This window comes from Pseudomonas syringae group sp. 247E2, from assembly GCF_032587795.1.
In the GTDB taxonomy this organism is placed as follows: Bacteria; Pseudomonadota; Gammaproteobacteria; order Pseudomonadales; family Pseudomonadaceae; genus Aquipseudomonas; species Aquipseudomonas amygdali.
In genome coordinates, this window is the sequence record NZ_JAWHPK010000008.1 from 1 (window position 1) to 17,041 (window position 17,041).

The 17,041-nt window shown below is 57.8% G+C and carries 17 protein-coding genes and 2 pseudogenes; 7 read left to right on the top strand and 12 right to left on the bottom strand.

From position 1 onward, the window contains the following. Window positions 1–72 precede the first annotated feature (72 nt). A pseudogene (locus tag RYC18_RS07310) lies at window positions 73–529 on the top strand (hypothetical protein); the annotation flags it as partial. Further along, a pseudogene (locus tag RYC18_RS07315) lies at window positions 526–1,209 on the top strand (permease). The pseudogenes RYC18_RS07310 and RYC18_RS07315, both read left to right, overlap by 4 nt. A gap of 66 nt (window positions 1,210–1,275) precedes the next feature. Here the strand turns inward: RYC18_RS07315 and RYC18_RS07320 are convergent. From RYC18_RS07320 to RYC18_RS07360, 9 genes are all read right to left on the bottom strand, one after another. Next, window positions 1,276–1,893 (bottom strand): hypothetical protein, encoded by a 618-nt coding sequence (locus RYC18_RS07320; protein WP_316884725.1) that lies wholly within the window; start codon window positions 1,891–1,893, stop codon window positions 1,276–1,278. A 113-nt stretch (window positions 1,894–2,006) separates the two neighbouring features. Then, window positions 2,007–3,161: an acetylornithine deacetylase gene (argE, locus tag RYC18_RS07325; protein ID WP_316884727.1), complete on the bottom strand. Its 1,155-nt coding sequence runs from the start codon at window positions 3,159–3,161 to the stop codon at window positions 2,007–2,009. Further along, a complete protein-coding gene (locus tag RYC18_RS07330; RefSeq protein WP_316884729.1) occupies window positions 3,158–3,835 on the bottom strand; it encodes a DUF1028 domain-containing protein in 678 nt (225 codons plus the stop codon). The genes argE and RYC18_RS07330 overlap by 4 nt, the downstream gene beginning before the upstream one ends. A 12-nt stretch (window positions 3,836–3,847) precedes the next feature. Continuing rightward, window positions 3,848–4,264 (bottom strand): RidA family protein, encoded by a 417-nt coding sequence (locus tag RYC18_RS07335; RefSeq protein WP_003408344.1) that lies wholly within the window; start codon window positions 4,262–4,264, stop codon window positions 3,848–3,850. 31 nt (window positions 4,265–4,295) lie between these two features. Beyond that, complete coding sequence (locus RYC18_RS07340) at window positions 4,296–5,591, bottom strand: NAD(P)/FAD-dependent oxidoreductase (protein ID WP_316884732.1); 1,296 nt, start codon at window positions 5,589–5,591, stop codon at window positions 4,296–4,298. A gap of 126 nt (window positions 5,592–5,717) precedes the next feature. Next, window positions 5,718–6,449, bottom strand: coding sequence for a class II aldolase and adducin N-terminal domain-containing protein (locus RYC18_RS07345; protein ID WP_316884734.1), 732 nt, complete (start codon window positions 6,447–6,449; stop codon window positions 5,718–5,720). Between the two features lie 58 nt (window positions 6,450–6,507). Continuing rightward, window positions 6,508–7,341, bottom strand: coding sequence for a transporter substrate-binding domain-containing protein (locus RYC18_RS07350; RefSeq protein WP_057401489.1), 834 nt, complete (start codon window positions 7,339–7,341; stop codon window positions 6,508–6,510). A gap of 26 nt (window positions 7,342–7,367) precedes the next feature. Beyond that, window positions 7,368–8,240: a phytanoyl-CoA dioxygenase family protein gene (locus tag RYC18_RS07355; RefSeq protein WP_044295729.1), complete on the bottom strand. Its 873-nt coding sequence runs from the start codon at window positions 8,238–8,240 to the stop codon at window positions 7,368–7,370. A gap of 24 nt (window positions 8,241–8,264) precedes the next feature. Continuing rightward, window positions 8,265–9,785: an amino acid ABC transporter permease/ATP-binding protein gene (locus tag RYC18_RS07360; RefSeq protein ID WP_046835109.1), complete on the bottom strand. Its 1,521-nt coding sequence runs from the start codon at window positions 9,783–9,785 to the stop codon at window positions 8,265–8,267. Window positions 9,786–10,260: 475 nt separating this feature from the next. On the opposite strand from RYC18_RS07360, the gene RYC18_RS07365 reads away from it, so the two are divergent. After that, the gene (locus RYC18_RS07365) at window positions 10,261–11,175 is read left to right on the top strand and encodes a LysR family transcriptional regulator (protein ID WP_057405247.1); all 915 of its coding nucleotides are present in this window, start codon (window positions 10,261–10,263) and stop codon (window positions 11,173–11,175) included. Here the strand turns inward: RYC18_RS07365 and RYC18_RS07370 are convergent. Beyond that, window positions 11,129–12,091 (bottom strand): taurine catabolism dioxygenase TauD, encoded by a 963-nt coding sequence (locus RYC18_RS07370; protein ID WP_225231557.1) that lies wholly within the window; start codon window positions 12,089–12,091, stop codon window positions 11,129–11,131. The genes RYC18_RS07365 and RYC18_RS07370 overlap by 47 nt on opposite strands. A gap of 135 nt (window positions 12,092–12,226) precedes the next feature. Beyond that, window positions 12,227–13,471 carry an MFS transporter gene (locus tag RYC18_RS07375; RefSeq protein WP_046835107.1) on the bottom strand — a complete coding sequence of 415 codons (1,245 nt, stop codon included), beginning with the start codon at window positions 13,469–13,471 and terminating at the stop codon, window positions 12,227–12,229. Window positions 13,472–13,575: 104 nt separating this feature from the next. Here RYC18_RS07375 and RYC18_RS07380 point away from each other — a divergent pair, with 104 nt between their 5' ends. After that, window positions 13,576–14,457: a LysR substrate-binding domain-containing protein gene (locus tag RYC18_RS07380; RefSeq protein ID WP_005743179.1), complete on the top strand. Its 882-nt coding sequence runs from the start codon at window positions 13,576–13,578 to the stop codon at window positions 14,455–14,457. Window positions 14,458–14,498: 41 nt separating this feature from the next. Here the strand turns inward: RYC18_RS07380 and RYC18_RS07385 are convergent, their stop codons facing one another. Then, entirely contained in the window at window positions 14,499–14,765 is a 267-nt protein-coding gene (locus RYC18_RS07385) for an accessory factor UbiK family protein (RefSeq protein ID WP_002555806.1), read from the bottom strand. 99 nt (window positions 14,766–14,864) lie between these two features. Here RYC18_RS07385 and RYC18_RS07390 point away from each other — a divergent pair, with 99 nt between their 5' ends. The 3 genes from RYC18_RS07390 to RYC18_RS07400 all read left to right on the top strand — a co-directional run bounded on the left by RYC18_RS07390 (window position 14,865) and on the right by RYC18_RS07400 (window position 16,893). Next, window positions 14,865–14,987 carry a hypothetical protein gene (locus RYC18_RS07390; RefSeq protein WP_255872753.1) on the top strand — a complete coding sequence of 41 codons (123 nt, stop codon included), beginning with the start codon at window positions 14,865–14,867 and terminating at the stop codon, window positions 14,985–14,987. A gap of 196 nt (window positions 14,988–15,183) precedes the next feature. Further along, complete coding sequence (gene glnK / locus RYC18_RS07395) at window positions 15,184–15,522, top strand: P-II family nitrogen regulator (RefSeq protein ID WP_002555808.1); 339 nt, start codon at window positions 15,184–15,186, stop codon at window positions 15,520–15,522. A gap of 33 nt (window positions 15,523–15,555) precedes the next feature. Next, window positions 15,556–16,893: an ammonium transporter gene (locus RYC18_RS07400; RefSeq protein ID WP_046835106.1), complete on the top strand. Its 1,338-nt coding sequence runs from the start codon at window positions 15,556–15,558 to the stop codon at window positions 16,891–16,893. The last annotated feature ends 148 nt before the right edge of the window (window positions 16,894–17,041 follow it).

Here is a 17,041-nt window from a genome sequence, read left to right on the forward strand (position 1 = left end):
CGTTCCTGCGCAAGGCACTTCCAGCGAACGCTCAATACATCGAAAAAGCCACTAACTGGCATCAGGGTTGATGCCACTCTGCGCGGGCAATCTGTGCATTTCAACGTCATCAGCAACAAACGATCGTGGTGGGCTGCCGGTAGATAAAATCGATCGTCCAGTACATGAAGACTTTCTGGAAAGGGGACAATTCAGGAAGGCCAAACATTTCGGAACGCTAACCAACAAGCCTGCTGGCAAGGCGAGTGAAGACTTCACCTACCCGTTGATGCCGCCCGAAAACGAAGACCTCATCTGGGAAACCTGGGTGCCGCTCGACAAGGACGCAGCGTATCTCGAGCTACAAATCTGGTACCCGAGTGATCTGATACATCCTGGCGAGGAGGACCGAGGCTATCTGTTTCAGATGGAGCTTGGCACAAGGGGCGATACCGCTATTGATGGTTTGGCTGCTGTGCCGCTTGAAGTAAAAGCATCAAGCAGAATTGGCACCCTGAATTTGGAAATCGCAGAGAGTACTCCTTTGTGACTCAACAGAAGCCCTCCCCATGCCTGCTAAAAGCCCGAGACATTCTAAACTGGAAAATAAAAACGTTTGCTAAATCACCTAAAGAAATCATGATAGCGCAGTCCATATTTGCCGCAATTCATCTGACCGGGAGTTCACTTTTTATTTGAGGTGGCTGGAAAGTATTTTTAAAAAATCCACCTCTACTGGTGGGCTTGATACTTGCCCTTGGAGGGGTTCTGGCTTACTTCATATGCCTACTCATCCGTCAAAAAACCATCTACAACTACACCATAAAAACCCACTGCGCCCACCTGGAGTACTACCTCCATTACCCCGACTTCGCCTCGTCCTTCTTCAAGGGCATTGCCATAGCCGTCATCCTGATGTTCGTCTTCATAGCCGCACTCACCGGCTCACTGCTCTTCCTGATCGGCCCGGCAGCCATCGCATGTGTCGCAGCCCTCAAGCTGCTGAGCTGGGAAAACCCCATTCACCATGAACAAAGCCTGCCCTGGGATGAATACAACTTTGTGACCGTCGACCGTAAACGCCTGATGATCGTCACGCACCGCACGGATGTCACACTGGGCTTTGAGGCCCGATTCCAGCATGAGCTGCTGTTCAACAAATACCTCGCGTTTCTACACACCGTACTGCCCCCAACTGCGGAATTCACCGAAAAAGCCTGGAAGTGGTAGCCGCTTTTGCAACCCTCTTAACCGGGAGTGGGCCAGGTTCGCCAACGTGTCTGGTGCTGTCTGCAATCAGCGTCCGGGCGCGGCCAAACGCGCATACTGCTCCTGACTGATCCACCCGATGAACGAACGATCATCCGCATTGATGAACTCGACCTGAGCCGCGCCATCCTTGAATGCCAAAACCCCGACAACGTCATCCTTGACGATATAGGCGCCTCGGGTGGCTTTGGCATTCGGCGTTTTCTGCAGCCAGGCCTTGTCCGCGGTGACGGTCACCAGACCTACCCACTGTTTGCTGGCGGTCCGGGTCAGATCCATGCCGGTGGCGATGTCCGGTACCAACACGTTCATGCAGCCAGGGTGCTGCCGGCCTTGCTCTATCGTTAGAACCACGCCATCAGCCGAGGCCTTCAGTGTTCCTGGGTAGACGTCATCAAGCCAGGACGACACCGCTGCGCCCTTCCCGGCCTCGACCTTGCCTTGCAGATAGAACGCACAGCTGAATGCCTCGCCGCGCGTCTCCAAGTAATAACCCTCGACCTGATGCTCGGGCGTTACGGCCAGCATCAACTGCTCGTATTTGCCGGAATGCAGTGCCGAGTCCTGAGCGAAAACCGACGTGCCAACACACAGCAATAGAGTTGCGGCCAGGGACCAGCGAGTAAGGGGAAGTTTGTCAGTCATGCTTCCATCCATAGAACGTTCGAATAGCCGGGAAGAGTGGCCAGTCCATGACTGGCGCGCCGAGTCGTTAGCGTATTTCGGCGCGCAACTGTATCACTGAAATCAGGGGCGATTCATGGCTGCGACGCGAACGCCAGTACACGTTTGAGCATCTCGTCACAGGCGTCAAGTTGCTCGACGCTGATGAATTCGTCCGGCTTGTGCCCCTGCTCCATGCTGCCCGGCCCGCAGACCACTGCCGGAATGCCTGACTGGTCGAACAACCCGCCTTCGGTTCCGAAGGCAACCGTGCCGAACGCCCGGGAGCCGCAAAAACCGGCAATCAATTCCGCAGCCTGGCTGTGCAGGGGAATATCCAGTCCCGGATAGCTCGACAATTCAGTGAAGCGAATCTCGCTCCGGGCACTGACCGCCTGCATGGCCAGCAACAGTTTTTGCGCGGCGTAGGCGTGCATGGCAGTGACGATCTGCTGCGGGTCCAGGGTGGGGAGCGCACGCACTTCGAAATCGAAACGGCACTGTTCGGGCACGATGTTCAACGCCGTGCCGCCGCTGATCACGCCGGTCTGAATGGTCGAAAACGGCGGATCAAAGCGCTCGTCAAGGGCATCAGCCACCCGTAACGCCTCGCCCAGGCGAACCAGTTCGCCGATCAACTGCGCCGCATATTCAATGGCGTTAACGCCGCTGGGCGCGTGGGCCGAGTGGCAGGCGGCACCCTGTACATCGCAGCGCATCGCGACCTTGCCTTTGTGGCCGAGTACCGGCTTCAGCTCCGTGGGTTCGCCAATCACGCATAGCATCGGCTTCACCGGCCGCGACCGCAGCGATGCCAGTAACGAGCGTACGCCCAGGCAACCCACTTCCTCGTCGTAGGACAGCGCGATATGCACCGGCATGTGCAGAGATGCCTGGGTCAGCGCCGGAACCAGCGCCAGCACGCAGGCAATGTAGCCTTTCATGTCCGCAGTGCCACGGCCGTAGAGTTTGCCATCCGCTTCGCTCAGTTCGAACGGCGGAAACGTCCATGGTTGGCCGTCAACCGGCACTACGTCAGTGTGGCCGGACAACACGATGCCTGGCACGTCAGCCGGGCCGATGGTGGCGAACAGATTGGCCTTGGTTTTCTGCGCGTTGTAGATCAACTCGCAGGAGACGCCGAAGCGTTCGAGGTAATCACCCACGAAGTCGATCAGGGCCAGATTCGATTCGCGACTGGTGGTGTCGAAGGCCACCAGCCGCGCCAACAGCTCGCGGCTGGAGCTCATCGCTCGTCTCCCGGCACGCCGTAGCCTGGTGCGCCAGCCGGGTTCAGGGCGCGGTCGAGGTAATCCTGCATTTGCGGCTGGTAGGCCTGCCAAAGACTTTTCAGCTCGCCTAGCGGGTCGTGCTCGGCCCAGTCGACGCGCAGATCGACGATGGGCCAGGACTGCTCGCCCACGACTTTCAGCGCCGCCGAATGGACCGGCCCTGCTTCGCCGCCTGCTGCCAGACCGGCCTGCATCGCCTGTAACAAACGCTCTGCCAGGTGCCCGGTTGCCTGCTCGAAGGATTGAATCATCGCGTCGATGACGGCCTGGCTGGCCAGCATGTTGCCAGCCACCACGCACTGATCGCCGCTGCCCGCGTTGTTGATGCCCAGTGTTTCGCTGCCGCTGAAATGCGCGACTCGCCCCTGATGATCAATCGCCGTGATCTGCCGATACTCGCTGAACGGGCTGGCGTTCATGACCTGGTCCAGCGCTTGAGAGGCAGACATGCCCTGCGCCATCAGGTCCAGCGTTTGCGGTCCCAGGGCCGGCAGTGTGATGTTCTGCGACGACACCGCGCCGACACCCGCACGCAGCCAGGGGCAACGCGCGCCTACGGCAATGCTCGACGAGCTGATGGCAATGCCCATCTGGCCGGTTTTGGCACAGCGGGCGGCAATGGAAAAAGTCATGGGCAACAGTCCTTATTCAGGGATCACGGCGATCACGTCGATTTCCATCAGCCATTGCGGCTGCCCCAGCGCCGACACCACCAGCCCGGTGGAGATCGGGAACACGCCTTTCAGCCACTTGCCCACTTCGTGATAGACCGGCTCGCGGTAGCGCGGGTCGGTGATGTAAGTGGTGGTCTTGACGATGTGCGACAGGTCACTGCCCGCCTCTTCGAGCAATTGTTTGACGTTTTTCATCGCCTGCTGCGCCTGTGCAGCAGGGTCACCGAGGCCGACCAGATTGCCGTCGAAATCGGTGCCGACCTGGCCCCTGACGTACACGGTATTGCCCGCGCGCACCGCCTGACACAGGTCGTTGTTCAGGCTTTGATTGGGGTAGGTGTCCTTGGTGTTGAACATGCGGATACGAGTATGAGTCGGCGTAGTCATGGGTAACTCCTAGGGGCATTGAGCGCGATGATCAACCGTTGACGTTGCGCAACGGCACGACGGGAGCCGCACGTTTGCCGGCGTCATAGGAACGGTATTTGTGCTGCGTGGCGATCTGATCGGCGACGTGTCTGGCGTCGTGCCATACGCCCCAGATAAACGCGGAGCCGCGGCGTGACAGCCATGGCAGGCCAACGAAGTACAGGCCTTGCTCGCAGGACACGCCACGCTGGTGACAAGGTTTGCCTTTGCTGTCGAAGGCATCGACCTGCAGCCAGCTGTAATCCAGGGCGTAGCCGGTGGCCCAGATGATCGACGTGACGCCTGACTCGATCAGGTCCAGCTCGCTGAGCGGATGGATGATGCACGGCGCATCCGCCACGCGTTCACGGGCCGACGGCTCCAGCGGCAGGTCCAGGCCGTTGCGTGCGGCGTAGGCATCAGCGGCATCGAGCAGCGACAGGTAATTCGCGTCGCCACTGTCGAGGTTGCTCACCAGATCGTTCTGGAAGCGCACCTTGTTGCCGACGAAGCTTTCGGTCAGGCCCACGAGGTTCATTCCGGCCTGGGCCAGCCGGCGAAAGTCGACCGTGTAGCCGCCCCTTGCACCACTGACCGCGATGGTCACGTGCTCCTTGCCGGGCTGCATGGTTTCGCTGTCCCACAACCCCAGCACACCCATCCACCAGCAGAAATCCCGGCCGCGATAGGCGCGCGGCGGACGGTCGTGAGGGCCGACCGACAAGTACACTTTGCGACCCGAGAGCAGCAGCTCCTCGGCGATTTGCACACCCGAGGAACCAGCGCCGACCACCAGTACGCCGCCCTCGGGCAGTTGTTGCGGATTGAAATAGTGCGCCGAGTGGATCTGATGAAGTGCCTCATTAACTGGCGCAATCGGCGGGATGACCGGCTTCTGGAACGGCCCTGTCGCCGAGACCAGATGATTGACCACATAGGTGCCGGCACTGGTTTCGACGGTAAAGCCTGCACGCCCGGTATTGCGGGTAACGCGCTTGACCTCGACGCCGGTCTTGATCGGCGCATTGAATTTGCGGGCATAGCGCTCGAAGTACTCGGCCACTTGCTCCTTGCCCGCGAACCCGTCCTGATCCATGGCGAATTCAAGGCCGGGAAACCGGTCATGCCAGGCCGGACCGTTGGCTACCAGCGAGTCCCAGCGGCCACTGCGCCACGCCTCGGCAACGCGGTGTTTTTCAAGCACCAGGTGCTCGATGCCAAGACGGCTCAGGTGTTCGCTGGTGGCCACTCCGGCCTGTCCTGCACCTACGACGAGCGTATCGATTTCTATGATTTTTTCTGTCATCTCGGCATCCCTCGACAGGTGGCTTACGACCTGTTGGACGTAATGAAAAGTGTTGAAACGTCGATGCGCGGGCGCAAAAAGCCCTACGCCATCCGCAGACGCGCATCCAGTCAGTAGCAGGGGCGATCAGTCGACCAAAGAGGGGTCAGCCTGAATCATCAGCAGTTTCATTTCCTCGAAGTGCTGATGAGAGAAATCCGTAATCTTCTGCCAGTCACGAGCGGTCTTCTCGGCAACATCGTCCGCCAGCACCTTGAGCGGCTGGCCGGTGGACCAGGCCGTCACCAGAATCTGGCAGGCGCGCTCCAGGGTCCAGATGTCATCGAAGGCTTCGCCAACGGTGGGCGCGGTGACGATCACGCCGTGGTTGCCCATCAGCAAACGGCTCTTGTCCTCCAGCAAACCGGCCAGTCGAGCGCCCTCGGCGGTCGTGTCGGCCATGCCGCCGTAAAGCTCGTCTACCGCGATGCGTTTGAAGTAGCGCGCGGTGTTCTGATCGATGGGCGGAATATGCGGCTTGGCCAGGCACGCCACGGCTGTGGTGTAGACCGGGTGCAAGTGCAGCACCACACGCGCATCGGGAAGACGCTGGTGGACCTGGCCGTGAATCGACCAGGCCGTCGCATCGACATCAGGGCGATGCGCCGCGTCGGCATCATCGGCGTCGAGCAGCAACAGATCGCTGGCGCGCACGCGCGAGAAGTGTTTCCACTTCGGGTTGAGTAAAAACTGTTTGCCATCCGCCGAAATAGCCGCGCTGAAGTGGTTGGCGACCGCTTCATGCATACCCAGATGGGCGATGATGCGGAACGTCGCGGCCAGGTCTATGCGCGTCTGCTCTTCGAAATTAAGGGCCATGCTAATTGCTCTCCGATCGAGCGTGCCTGCCGAACCTGCCAGGCACGTCCTTTGGTTGTCAGGGCTTGGGCATCAGGGCGGCGATGTCATCGGCTGTCGGTGCCTGGAACTTGTATTTCTCCAGCAACGCGGCGTATTCCGGGGTCTTGCTGTACTTCTCAAGACCGTCTTCCAGGGCCTTGCGGACCACATCGTTGCCCTTCTTCACGCCAAAGCCGTTGAGCACCGGGTAAATCAGCGTTTCAGAAGAAATCACCACCCGGTTACCCAACTTTTCGACCACGCCGCGTGCGACTGCTGCGTCAGTGATCTGCGCTTCGACGGCATGGGCCAGCATGGCCTGGGTGGTCTGTGGGTCGGTACCGTACTCGCTGATGGCAATCGGTTGCAGACCGTTTTTCACGCAGTAGTCGGTCGAGAGTTTCTGCAGTTGTTGCAGCCAGGAAGTGGCCGCCATGGAGCCGATCTTGTGGCCACAGAAGTCCTCTGGCGTCTTGGGCTGATAGTCGCTGCCCTTGACCGACAGAATCGCCTCACCGCTTTTCAGGTAAGGAATCATGTCGATGACTTTCAGGCGGTCGGCGGTGATGTACATCGACGAGTTGGTGATGTCGAAACGTCCGCCCTGCAGCCCGCCGATCAGATTGGGAAAGCGCGTGTCGATGTTCTCGGCCTTGAGCCCCATGACCTTTGCCAGGCCGTCGAGAAACTCGATGTCGAAACCGGCTGGACGGTTTTTGTCCATGTATTCATAGGGGAAGAACGTCATGTCCGAGCCGGCGATGATCTTGCCAGGCTGCTGGAAAGCCGAAGCGGCAGACGAGGACATGGCAACCACCGCGCCCAGCAAAGCCAGGGCTACGGGACGAACAATCAGAGCTGACAGCTTCATAGGTATTCCTCGTGGGGTCATGGAGATCAGGCAACGGCGGCGTCTTTTCCGGCTTGCTGCACAAAAAATGAAGCACCCTTGGGTTTCTGCGGCAGGCGGATATGGTTCTCGGTGCTACGTACCAGACCGCTCTCCTGGCCTGCGACCATCAACCCGGCATGCTCGCTGGGCAAAGGGTTCTCACCGAACGGCAATGCGTCTTCAGCCGCATAGACGCTGATGAACAGCGTGCGCGGGAACTCGGTTTCATTGGGACTTGAAGCATGCAGCAGGCGTGTGTGCATGAAGCACACCGAGCCCGACGGGCCATAGCAGGCGACCGGTTGCTGGCAATGCTGTTCAACCACCGCATCTTCCACGGCACCGGTGAAACGCTCGTTCTGCCAATGCGACCAAAGCGCCTGCTTATGGCTGCCCGGCGCCACGTTCAGCGGGCCGTTTTCAGGGGTCACATCGCTGATCATCAGCAACGCGGTAACCAGGTCATCGTTGCTGTGAGGTGTGAAGAGGAAGTCCTGATGCCACTTCACCTGAGTCGCGGTGTGCGGCAGCTTGGAGTTGATCTTGCTGTGATGAAAACGGGTGCCATTGCCGCCGATCAGCTGCGCCGCGATGGCTGCCATCCGGGACTGGAACGCTGCGTGCTGGTAGGCCGGCGAGATCTCCGTGGGCGAAGCCACGCGGCGCAGCGACGGGTGATCAGGCCGATGATCGCTTTCGATGTCGAAGCGCGGACGCCCGTCCTGAGTCTGCCCCCACGCCTGATTCTGACTGCGGCTGTCGTCGACCCACTGGTCGAAGTCCTGTTGAAGCGCTGCCACTTCATCGGCTGCCAGCACGCCCTCCACTACCAGAAAACCCTGCTCGTGAAACTGGTCAATCTGCCATTGCTCGATCATGTTCCTCTCCTCTTCAACAAGGCCTCAGGCCAGTGAGACATCTTTAAGAAAGGCTTCAACGCGCGGGTGCTGGCCGTCGCGTAGCGCCTGGGGTTTGTCATCGCAGATCACGCGTCCCTTCTCCATAAAGACGATGCGGTCAGAGACCTTGAAGGCGAAGTTCATTTCATGGGTCACGATGACCATCGTGATGCCTTCCTGGGCCAGGGTTTCAATGACCTGCAACACCTCGTTGACCTTCTCCGGGTCCAGCGCCGAGGTGGGTTCGTCGAACAGCATGATTTGCGGGCGCATCATCAGGGCGCGAGCGATGGCGACACGTTGCTGCTGGCCACCCGACAACTGATGCGGGTATTTCCAGGCGTGCTCCAGCATCCCGACCTTGTTCAGCAATTCGTAGGCCTGCTGCTTGAGCTCGGGTACCGGCGCCAAGCGGTGATAACGCGGGGCCAGCAGCAGGTTGTTCAACACCGTCAGGTGCGGAAACAGGTTGAAGCTCTGAAACACCATGCCGATGTTCAGGCGGTAGGCGGCGTTCTCCACGTAACGCGGCTTTTGCGCGCCCTGGCGAACCAGGTGAATGAATGGCTGGCCGTTGATCTTGATGTCGCCGTTGTCGATCTGCTCAAGGCCATTGAGCAGCCGGATCAGCGTGGTTTTGCCCGAGCCTGATGGGCCGATCACCGACACCACCTCGCCGGAATTGATCTGCAGGCTGACCGCACCAAGCACTTCGATGTCGTTGTACGCCTTGTGCAGTCGTGTCGCTTGCAGTGCCGGCCCTTCGAAATCGATGACAGGACGAGCGACAACCGCCGATTTGCGCCTGGCCAGCTCGAGCATTTCGGCGTCCGGTGTCCGAGTGACCTTGTGCTGCGTGACATCCAGATAGCGCTCCAGGCGTTTGAGCAGGAAGTCGAATACGGTCACGATCAGCACGTAATAGAACGCCACGGCCGCCATGGTTTCCATCACCAGAAAGTTCTGCGAATACAGGCGCTGACCGACCATCAGGATCTCGGTCAGCGAGATCACTGAAACCAGTGAACTGAGTTTGACGATGGAGATGTATTCGTTGGTCAGCGACGGCAGCGCCACACGCAGCGCCTGCGGGATCACGATCCGCCATTGCGTACCGACGAAACGCAGGCCCAATGCCCGGGCAGCTTCGGTCTGGCCCTTGGCGATAGACAGCAGGCCGCCGCGATGAATCTCCGCAACGTAGGCTGTTTCGCACATCACCATGGCAATCAGGCCGGCCCAGAACGGATTGGCCAGTACCGCAGAAGTGGCGGGCACTGCTTGCGGCAAGTTGTAGACAAAGATCAGCAGTACCAGTAACGGCAAACTGCGAAATAACCAGATATAGGCTTTGGCCGGCAAGTTGATCAGCGGCAACGATGATTGTTTGGCCAGCGCCAGAACAAAACCCAGAACAATACTGATAACCCAGGTCAGTACACTGAGTTGAATGACCGTCCAGGTGGCCATCCAGAATTCCGTATCGCTGAACAGGCCAAACATGTATTTCCAATCAAACGTCATTGTCGGCTCGCTCGGCAAATTGAATAGTGATGGGCGACGTCCTGTTGAAGTTGAAACGGGACGCTGTCCGTTTGCCCTTCTGAAACCATCATGATTGATGCCAGGTCTGCCAGACAAATAGTAAGTTTTGGCCCGCAGCATAGGAAAATCCTAAGCAGAGACGCCGGTATTCATCTTCAGGGCCGCGCCGCGTTAAAACGGGTTAGTTGTGCTTTAGTGTCACAGCGGATTGATTGCACACTTTTAGGGCGATTGAATAAAGCGGCAGCGATAAGCGCTCGCAATAGGTGCGCAGCCCGGGTTTTCGGGCTTTTCTGGCAAGCGTCTATTATTTGCGGGTGTTACTGAGTGACCATGGCCAGCAGCGCGCCCGGTGAATCCGCCAAGGCGCGGGCGGCTGGCACGCTCCTCGCTAAGCATAGGTAAAAGCTATTCAAATGCAGCCGTTCAGCATTTGCTCATCACGAGGTATCACGTGGCTCACTTCACATTGAAACAGCTCAAGTATTTCGTGACAGCCGTCGAAGTGGACAGCATTGCCGAAGCCTCACGGCAGTTGCATATTTCACAGCCTTCCATCTCCGTCGCCATCAAGAACCTCGAAGAAGCCTTCAATCAGCCGCTGTTTGTGCGTCACCACGCTCAAGGTGTTTCGCTAACTTCCGGTGGCGGGAAAGTGTATGAGAAAGCCAAAGAGTTGCTGCGACTTTCCGAAGAGCTTGAACAAAACTCCCGGGCCGAAAACAAACACGTCTCCGGCACTATCGCCATTGGCTGTTTTGAATCGGCCGCCCCGCTTTACATGCCCAGACTGGTGGCCGGTTTCAAGCGTTTATACCCGGACGTCACTATTCAGCTCTATGACGGCGAGCAACATGAACTGATGCACGGGCTGCACCGTGGGCGCTTCGATCTGGCGTTTCTGTACGACCTGGAACTGGGAACCACGATCAACAAGGAGGAATTGAATGCACCGCACAAGCCCTATGCGCTGCTGCCAGCAGCCCACCCTCTGGCGAAGAAAAAAACCGTGACCTTGCTGGAGCTGAGCCACGAACCGATGATCCTGCTCGACGCCGTGCCCAGCAGGACCTACTTCATCGATATCTTCACGGAAAAGGGCTACGCGCCGGTGGTCGCGTACAGTTCACCATCAATCGAAATGGTGCGCTGTATGGTCGGCCAGGGCCTGGGGTTTTCGGTGCTGGTCACGCGCCCCAGAACCAACATGACCTACGACGGCGAGCTGCTGGTGCAGCTCGATATCGAAGACGACATGCCCGCCTCCACGCTGGTCATGGCCTACCTGCGCAACAACCAGCCAACCCGCGCCACTCGCCTGTTTATGGATTACTGCCGAACCATCGAACTGGCACCGCCTTCAGCCTGAATGGGCGCAGCAGTTCGCGTGCGGTCTGTGCAAAGCCTTGTCCACAGGAGGGTGCGAGCCTCGAAGTCAAAAAGGGGCAGATCCATAAAATGACGCCAGTCAGTATGCGGTGGCGCTTGCAGTGCGAACGTGTCATTGCACTTTTGAATGCGATGAAGGCATCGCGTGCTTCGACAGGGGCTTGTTCGGCAACGCAGGTCATGGTGTCGAGAAAGCGGATGGAATGGTCGTTGCTCAGAATGGCATGTTTTTCAGAGGTGCTGAGTTGCTTGTTCATGTCACGGGAAAAGATATCGAACACGGTATAGAAATGCGGCTCACGCAAGCAGGCAATGTGCCGGGGCTCCAGGTTTCTGACGATGTCGACACCATCGATATAACCGGTATAGATCAGGTCATCTTCCGGGCAACGCATACCCAGCAACGTGATGTAGTCGGCCCTGACTTTATGCGCGGTACGATCATTGTGGAACACCAGTTCACTGTCACTGAAGCCGGTCAATTGCCCGCTGTACTTCTTGATGGCAATAACATCGGTGAAGAAATCACCTTCATTTCTGGTCTCATAAGACAGTAACGGTGTGCCGGTAAGTTGCGCAAACAGTTCAAGAAAGGCCTCACTGACAAACTGTGTTTTCTTGACGTGTTTATCCTTTACCGGATCCTCCGGATCAAGCTCGGGAATCAACCTGTCCATAGGGCAGTTGCGAATAACGTGAATCTTTTGCTGATGATTCGCTCTTTCGCTGCGGATAATCTGACAGGCACTCAGGAAACGAGCGGGCACATCGGAGTGCAAGCGCCGTATTCCTTCCGAGAAACCTGTGTAGCTTTTATAGGGGGATAAATCTAGCGGTTCCAGAAGATTCAGCAGGTGTGCTTTCTCTTCAGGCTCAAAAGTAAATAGCGGGATCATGCCTCTCCTCCATGGAAAGAGTTCAGTTCAATTAAGAAAGCGTCAGGCCGGTGGCGTCTATCGTCAGTGCGAGGGCGTGCTGCTCAAACTAGTTGGCAACACGGTTTACAACAGCGGTCAGCAGGGGAATCGGTCTCAGGTTGAACGGGGTGCCAGTGCATAGCTTTTTTCAACGCGCGGGAACAACGGCACCGTCAACAGCGCGCAGAAGGCTGCTGCCAGCCACACCACTCCCCAGGAAAAGTGAGTCATGAGAGAGGATGCAGCGATGGGCGTTGCGAACAGCACCACAAACACGCAGGTATTGCCCATGGCCAAGGCTGTACCCGCCCGACTCGCACCCGCCAGTGTGGCAAGTTCGGTATAGGCGACACCGTGCCAGGCGGACACGCTGATTCCAGCAATGATCATGACGCCGATAATCAGACCGCTGGCCAGCGCAGTTTCACTCAAGCCATAGAACCCCGCTGCCGACACCACGGTGCCCAGCGCCAAAAAAGTCAGGGTGCTTAACCAGGCACACGTCTTGAGGTAGGCACGTCGGTTTTTGTTTTTGTCGGTCCAGCGTCCGCTCCATATTCTGCTGACAATCGCGCCGACCTGGATAATCGCCAACGTGGTTGAAATCAGCGTGATGTCCATCTTGCTGAAATCATGGAAGAACACCGCCGCATAGGTGAGGATCGCGAATTGAGGCGCGCATAACAGACCGATGGCTAATACGATGCGCCAGACCCTCAGATCCTTTAACGGGCTCGCACTTGTCTCCATGCTCTGTTTTTTTGCAGCGCTGCTGGAGAAGTCGGGTTCATAGAGCCAGAACCCGGCGAACAACGCCGCTATCAGGCAGAACAAGGCTGATGCAGTAAAGACCTCTACAAACCCGTAGGTATAAGCGAGATAGGGCAGCACGATGGCCCCCAAGGCGTAACCGCCCGGAACGGCCGTCTGGCGAATGCTCATGGCCAACCCCCGTTCACCCTCTTTGAACCAGGCCATGATCGCTCGCCCACTGGCTCCGTTGACGCTGCTGCCAAGCAGGCCCACTACGAACAGGCCCAACGCCAGCAATACGACCGTCGGTGCGTAAGAGGCCAGCATGGCCAATATCAGCAATGCAATCCCCGAACTGAGCAGGCCAGTCAGCAGTACGGGACGGTCTCCCCAGCGGTCAGTCAGCAGACCCCACGGGATCTCGCTGATGGCGATACCCAATCCTAAAACGCCGAGTACAAGCCCCAGCTCGCTGTTATCCAACTGGTAGGTGGCACGCATATAGACCGCCGTCGCGGGCAGCCCCCCTACGACGCTTGAAAAGCTCGCATTGGCGGCCACGCCGACGCCAAGCACTTTCCAACGGTGACCGTTATCGACAGTCATAAGAATCCCACTATTTAATTGGTTGTGGGTCGCAAGATTCTCATGAGAGTATCGTCTCGAATATCAAATTATTTTGCGTGTTCGTCCCAAAAAGCAGGATTGTTATGAGACCGGTGAATTTCGATTTGGATGTCATGCGCAGTTTTGTAACAGGGGTCGAATTGGGCAGTTTTGCCAAGGCCGCGCAGAAACTTGCCCGCTCTACGTCAGCCATTAGTGCCCAATTGAAAAAACTGGAAGCTCAGGCAGGCTCTCCACTCTTCAAGAAAGCCGGACGCAAGCTGGCGTTGACGGACACCGGGGAGGTGTTACTTAACTATTCCAAGCGCCTCTTGAGCCTTAACGACGAGACCATAACGGCAGTGTCGGAGCTCAAACTCAAAGGCTGGGTACGCCTCGGGCTTCAGGAAGACCTGGGCAGTTTCCTGCCGACAGTGCTTGGACGATTCGCCAGAGCCCACCCCGATGTTCGAGTCGAGGCACGTATTGCACGTAATGCAGATCTGTTGAACCGCATCGAAAATGGTTCTCTCGATCTTGCGGTGGCGTGGGGGGGTGTAAAAAAGAATGGGTACCAAGAAACGATCGTAGAGCTGCCCATGCAATGGATCGGATCGTCACACCGGTATCTGGACTGGCGTGTCGAGTCAGGCAACCCACTTCCTGTGATTGCATTTGATGCGCCTTGTCCCTTCCATTCAAAGGCCACTGACGCATTGAACCTTGCCGGGATCCCTTGGCATCTTTCCTTTACCAGCTCGAGTCTCAATGGTCTGTCTGCGGCCACCGAGGCTGGATTGGGCTACACCATCAGAACGGCTCTTGGTCTTCAATCGGGCACTGAGCTTCTGAATATCGAAGACCGGGGTTTGCCGGCTCTGCCTTCGATAGCCCTGACGTTGCACAGGCACGAGGCGAATCCCAATCCTCTGACCGAGCGATTGTCGAGCATGGTGGTACAAGCGATCAGAAGCGAGATCGCCTGATCGCAATGGCCTGACGACCGGCGAAGATATCAGGCCAGGAATTACTCGGCCTTTTCAACACCGCCAGCCTTCTCTTCCAGCTCGGCCATCTTGGCCTCCAGCGCTTCCAGGCGGGCGCGGGTGCGGGCGAGGACGGCCATCTGGCTATCGAATTCTTCACGGCTGACCAGGTCCAGTTTGCTGAAGCCGCTTTGCAGCAGGGCCTTGAACTGGGCTTCGAATTCGCTGCGGGGTACTGGCGTTTCGCCGTTGAAAAGACGGGAAGCGTGGCCGCTGAGGGCGTCAAGAAAGGCTTTGGGCGCGAGCATGATGATTTTCCTGAATCAGAAGCCGGCAGTGTAACACGCAGTGTCTATAGTCAATTTGACGGGGCGAGTCGCACGCTTATGGAGCGCTGCGGCGTGCACATGAGCACCATTAGTGTGCATTACCTTGGTCGCGAAGCCGGTTTGACCCGGCAAAACCTGCCCAAGAGCCTGTATTCAATGAATATTCACGAGATGGCAAGCTTTCTGCTTAGTGGCTTATGACCCATGCACTGATGCAGTCGCTGTGACGAATGCAGTGCGGCAGGCGGAGCGGGGAAGTGTTTCGTCAGAAGCGGTTTTCTGGAGTTGGCCTGGCCTGATCAGGCGGCCGACACGTTACAAAGCCAGGCACTGCGCTTAGACTTGAGTCGGGTTTGTTTTCCTGGGGCAAGTCCACCAAATTCGGGAGAAAGTTTTCATGAAGCTAGTCACTGCCATCATCAAGCCGTTCAAACTGGATGACGTTCGCGAGTCGTTGTCTGAAATCGGCGTGCAGGGCATCACCGTCACTGAAGTCAAAGGCTTCGGGCGTCAGAAGGGTCACACTGAGCTTTATCGCGGTGCTGAATACGTCGTCGACTTCCTTCCCAAAGTGAAGATCGATGTCGCCATTGATGACAAGGATCTGGATCGTGTCATCGAAGCCATAACCAAGGCCGCCAACACCGGCAAGATCGGTGACGGCAAGATTTTCGTGGTCAATCTGGAACAGGCCATTCGCATCCGTACCGGCGAGACCGATACAGACGCTATTTAAGCCGCCAAACCCAACGCCCCAGGAGAAAACAATATGACTCTGCGTCAATTCGCAGGGCTCGGTGCCCTGTTGTCCCTCGCATTACCTGGTCTTGCCCTGGCGGCTGACCCAGTGGCCGAGCCGGTGCTGAACTCTGGCGACACCGCATGGATGCTGACCTCGACCGCTCTGGTCCTGTTCATGACCATCCCCGGTCTCGCGCTGTTCTACGGCGGTATGGTTCGCTCGAAGAATATTCTGTCCGTGATGATGCAGTGTTTCGCCATCACCGGTCTGATCAGCATCCTGTGGGTCGTGTACGGCTACAGCATTGCGTTCGATACAACCGGCATGGAAGCGGGCGTCGTCAACTTCAATTCCTTTTTTGGCGGTATGGGTAAAGCGTTCCTGGCAGGCATCACGCCAGCAAGCGTTACCGGTCCTGCTGCGTTGTTCCCTGAGGCGGTGTTCGTCACCTTCCAGATGACCTTCGCGATCATTACCCCTGCCCTGATTGTCGGCGCTTTCGCAGAACGCATGAAGTTCTCCGCAATGCTGGTGTTCATGGGTATCTGGTTCACTCTGGTCTACGCGCCAATCGCTCACATGGTCTGGGGTGGCGTCGGTGGCCTGATGTGGGACTGGGGCGTTCTCGACTTCGCTGGTGGCACCGTGGTGCACATCAACGCCGGTGTAGCCGGTCTGGTGGCCTGCCTGGTACTGGGCAAGCGCAAAGGCTTCCCGACCACGCCGATGGCACCGCACAATTTGGGTTACACCCTGATCGGCGCAGCAATGCTCTGGGTCGGCTGGTTTGGTTTCAACGCCGGTTCCGCCGCTGCGGCCAACGGCACTGCCGGTATGGCGATGCTGGTGACTCAAATCGCTACCGCTGCCGCCGCACTGGGCTGGATGTTCGCCGAGTGGCTGACCCACGGCAAGCCAAGCGCTCTGGGCATCGCGTCGGGCGTGGTTGCCGGTCTGGTCGCTATTACCCCGGCTGCCGGTACAGTCGGCCCGATGGGCGCTCTGATCATCGGTCTGGCGGCAGGCGTGATCTGCTTCTTCTGCGCTACCAGCCTCAAGCGCAAGCTTGGCTACGACGACTCCCTGGATGCGTTCGGCGTTCACGGTATCGGCGGTATCGTCGGCGCGATCCTGACCGGCGTGTTCGCGGCACCTGCACTGGGCGGCTTCGGCACTGTGACTGACATCGGTGCCCAGGTCTGGATTCAGTTCAAGGGCGTCGCGTTCACCGTCGTCTACACCGCAATCGTAACCTTCATCATCCTTAAAGTCCTGGATGCTGTAATGGGTCTGCGGGTTACCGACGAGGAAGAGTCTGTCGGTCTGGACCTTGCGCAACACAACGAGCGTGGCTACAACTTGTAAGCAGCCGCAGATGCAAAAAAGAATGCCCGGTCTCCGGGCATTTTTTTTGTCTGACGTTTGCGGATATACCGCGGTTTTTTGCTGTCATTGACTTTGCCCGCGTCAATGATTTCGGCACCGTGACGCAGCGCAGGTAACGATGTATCGA

Coding starts and splice junctions, on each gene's coding strand:
- RYC18_RS07350 (WP_057401489.1), bottom strand. CDS start 7,341: ATGAAGCTGTCAGCTCTGATTGTTCGTCCCGTAGCCCTGGCTTTGCTG.
- RYC18_RS07335 (WP_003408344.1), bottom strand. CDS start 4,264: ATGACTACGCCGACTCATACTCGTATCCGCATGTTCAACACCAAGGAC.
- RYC18_RS07355 (WP_044295729.1), bottom strand. CDS start 8,240: ATGATCGAGCAATGGCAGATTGACCAGTTTCACGAGCAGGGTTTTCTG.
- RYC18_RS07330 (WP_316884729.1), bottom strand. CDS start 3,835: ATGACTTTTTCCATTGCCGCCCGCTGTGCCAAAACCGGCCAGATGGGC.
- RYC18_RS07360 (WP_046835109.1), bottom strand. CDS start 9,785: ATGACGTTTGATTGGAAATACATGTTTGGCCTGTTCAGCGATACGGAA.
- RYC18_RS07385 (WP_002555806.1), bottom strand. CDS start 14,765: ATGCTCGCGCCCAAAGCCTTTCTTGACGCCCTCAGCGGCCACGCTTCC.
- glnK (WP_002555808.1), top strand. CDS start 15,184: ATGAAGCTAGTCACTGCCATCATCAAGCCGTTCAAACTGGATGACGTT.
- RYC18_RS07345 (WP_316884734.1), bottom strand. CDS start 6,449: ATGGCCCTTAATTTCGAAGAGCAGACGCGCATAGACCTGGCCGCGACG.
- argE (WP_316884727.1), bottom strand. CDS start 3,161: ATGAGCTCCAGCCGCGAGCTGTTGGCGCGGCTGGTGGCCTTCGACACC.
- RYC18_RS07370 (WP_225231557.1), bottom strand. CDS start 12,091: ATGATCCCGCTATTTACTTTTGAGCCTGAAGAGAAAGCACACCTGCTG.
- RYC18_RS07400 (WP_046835106.1), top strand. CDS start 15,556: ATGACTCTGCGTCAATTCGCAGGGCTCGGTGCCCTGTTGTCCCTCGCA.
- RYC18_RS07390 (WP_255872753.1), top strand. CDS start 14,865: ATGAGCACCATTAGTGTGCATTACCTTGGTCGCGAAGCCGGTTTGACC.
- RYC18_RS07340 (WP_316884732.1), bottom strand. CDS start 5,591: ATGACAGAAAAAATCATAGAAATCGATACGCTCGTCGTAGGTGCAGGA.
- RYC18_RS07375 (WP_046835107.1), bottom strand. CDS start 13,471: ATGACTGTCGATAACGGTCACCGTTGGAAAGTGCTTGGCGTCGGCGTG.
- RYC18_RS07320 (WP_316884725.1), bottom strand. CDS start 1,893: ATGACTGACAAACTTCCCCTTACTCGCTGGTCCCTGGCCGCAACTCTA.
- RYC18_RS07380 (WP_005743179.1), top strand. CDS start 13,576: ATGAGACCGGTGAATTTCGATTTGGATGTCATGCGCAGTTTTGTAACA.